General features: G+C 57.7%; 2 protein-coding genes and 2 pseudogenes. 2 read left to right on the top strand and 2 right to left on the bottom strand.

All coding sequences use genetic code 11. From position 1 onward, the window contains the following. Positions 1-118: 118 nt before the first annotated feature. Positions 119-808 (top strand): annotated as a pseudogene (locus CXX84_RS19390) (IS3 family transposase); the annotation flags it as partial. 120 nt (positions 809-928) lie between these two features. Then, positions 929-1206, top strand: a pseudogene (locus CXX84_RS19575) (IS3 family transposase); the annotation flags it as partial. On the opposite strand, the gene CXX84_RS19385 reads toward CXX84_RS19575, so the two are convergent. Next, positions 1193-1492, bottom strand: a complete 300-nt coding sequence (locus CXX84_RS19385; protein WP_223253171.1) for a DapH/DapD/GlmU-related protein — start codon at positions 1490-1492, stop codon at positions 1193-1195. The pseudogene CXX84_RS19575 and the gene CXX84_RS19385 overlap by 14 nt on opposite strands. Before the next feature lie 287 nt (positions 1493-1779). Then, positions 1780-2325 carry a glycosyltransferase gene (locus tag CXX84_RS18885; RefSeq protein ID WP_189337659.1) on the bottom strand — a complete coding sequence of 182 codons (546 nt, stop codon included), beginning with the start codon at positions 2323-2325 and terminating at the stop codon, positions 1780-1782. Positions 2326-2763: the final 438 nt, after the last annotated feature.

Here is a 2763-nt window from a genome sequence, read left to right as displayed (position 1 = left end):
CCGGCAGCGGGATTCACCTGGCGGAACTCCGCCCCATAAGCCGTGGGCATGGTCAACATCCTTCCACGAGCACAAGCTCGCTAGGTCAAGGAGTCAACAAAACCGGGGGCAGTCCCATATGGCCCGCAAGGGTGAGGTGCCGGTGACGCCGATTGTGCAGGATTTAGGGCTGCGGCGTCAGGACGGTAAAGCGCAGGATTGCCGTTGCCGAACGTATGGAATCCAGGCCGGCACGGCAGTGTTGGAGTCGGCTGAGATGCGGGAGATGAAGAAGCCGAACCGCCTGTTAGGGCAGGAAAATGACATTCTGCGTCCGGCTGCTGCCCATCTTGCTTAGGACATCTACGCAAGTAATGTACCCCCTCTTCACGGGCCTTGCCACCGACGGCATTCCTGTGGCGGTGACCTGCAGGGTGTTGAAATTCGGCAAGCAAGGCTATTACCGGTGGAAGACCCACCCTGTGACGTAACGGGACCGGGTAGATGCGCACCGGGTCAACGTCGAACTGGAAATCCATCTGACGACCCTGCATTCGGGTTTCGGTTCATCGCCGACGGACTCCCGAGAAAGGGGATCACGGCGGGTAGGAACTGGGCCCCTGGCTCGCACAGGGAGCACGGCATTTGGTCGGGCCTGAACCGGAGCCCGGGCCATCATCGGTCCGCGACGACCTGGTGGAGCGGGACTTCACCGCTACAGCTCCGCACGAACTGTTGGCTGACCAATATCACGCAGCACCTTACTGCCGAAGGGAAGGTCTATCTTTGCACGGTGAAGGACGTCGATCCCGGCAGGATCGTCGGCTACTAGATGGACTCGCGGATGAAGTCTCCGCTTGCCGTCGCCGCAGTCGCGAATGCAGCGCGGCGACGTCAAGCTGGCCGGCAGTTACCGTGTGCACTCGGATCGACGAGTCCTAGTTCCGCTCCACGCCGATTCGTCAAATCACTGCGGCACCACGGCTCACCCGGCCCGATGGGCGAGGTCGGTGCGCGCGCGGACAACGCCGGATGGAATCGTTCTTCTCGCTGCTGCGAAAGTACATTCTGGACTGTCAGCGGCGGCTCAAAAGGCGGGAACTGCGCCTGGCCATCACGACCTGGATCAAGCGGACGTATACCACCGCCGACATCGGCAAAGACTGCTGGAAGACTCACGCCAACCCAAGATGAACAATCAACCGGACCGCGCTCACAGCGGCTTAGCACTCTCGACAGAATTGAGCAAGCGCTCGTCAAGGATTGCAGTGTGACGCATTCTGTCGGCCTCGTTTTCAAAACGGCGACCTATCACTCGCGCCGGATTACCCACAACTATTGAATATTCAGGAATATCCCGCGTTACAACGGAGCCGGCGCCAACAACGGACCCCTGGCCAATTGCTATGCCGCCCAGAATAACGCTTGACGCTCCGATCCAGACGTCACGCCCGATGTCCACACTGTCCCTAGGGCGAGCTGCGCGGTCCCCAATCCAAGTTGACCGGGCCATTGGAACGCCGATCTCGGTCATCTCATGGTCCTCACGACCAATTATTTGGACATGCATCCCTATCAGTGCAAAGTCTCCGATGACGCCATTCACTTGGACAACGGTGCGTGGTCCGATCGCAACTCCACGGCCTATACTTAGGCCGTGCGTCGAGCCTATGATGGCTCCACGACCCACGCGCAGGTCGGGGAAATGGTTGACCTTTCCGTGCATTGACAGCTTACGCAGAAGCGATCTGACCACCGTCGTCAGCGGGGCGGGAATTCGTGACCGGGATATACCTTCAATCATCGAACGTCCTCGTCGCTTAACATTCTGCCTTCAAGTGCAGCTTGCAAACCTCTGGCCATGGCCTCGGCCGAATAACGCACCTTTGTGTAGTCGGACAGCAACGCATCAGGCAACCGGTAACGCTCTTCCCATTTGGTGTGAAGGGCCTCTGCCAGTTCTTTTTTTGAGTCCGACGAGAAATAGGAGACGCCACCTGTCACCTCAAGTTCTATTTCCGGAGAATGAGGCTCGGCATCCGCTACAAGCATGGGTATACCAAATCCTAAACTTTGGGTTAGTCCTAGTCCAGCAAAGCCCGGGGACGCCGAACAAAAGGCGCGCCCGTAATAGGGCTTTAGTCCTTCTAGTTCATCTATCCATCCAGCAAATTCAACTTTTTCCTCGACGCCCAACTGTGAAGCGAGCTGCCGAAGATTTGATTCTTCTGACCCGCCACCAATAAGGATGAGTTTCATATCCGGCTGCGACTTAGCCGCAACGGCGAAACCTTCGACTAGCAAGGCCACTTTCTTTTCGGGAGCGAAGCGCCCGACATATACCACGGAGTCTCTGGGTTCCAAGGAGGCATCGATAGCTGGGAGAATCCTTTGCTTCCTATATAGCGAGTTAGGTGCAGTCCACACCGGACTGCCTGGAAGGTCGGAGAGTGCCTTCTCGGCGTCTCTGTAAGTGTATGAAATCGTGCCGTTCGCGATCCGACGCATACCCCTTCGTAACAGGGCAGTTTTAGAGGAAGGACCGGCTTGAGGGTGGATGTGTCCCCAAACAAGAGTCCGACGGCCCATTAGCGCACGGGCCATCAGTAACAACCATGCCGTGACACTTCGTGGATTTAGGTCTAGGACCGTGGTCTCTGCTTGTAGGGCTGGCCGCCAAGCTCCAAGCTGCACGAACGCGCGCTTTCGAAGGAGTCGCAAGATCGCGACCTCCTCGTATAACTCGGCGGGAATTCCCGATCGGACTGACTCATCTTAGGGAAA

Source organism: Arthrobacter sp. AFG7.2 (genome assembly GCF_002892835.1).
Classification (GTDB): Bacteria; Actinomycetota; Actinomycetes; order Actinomycetales; family Micrococcaceae; genus Arthrobacter.
The sequence above is the reverse complement of the archived record's forward strand: the minus strand, read 5'-3'. Positions and strand labels throughout refer to the sequence as shown.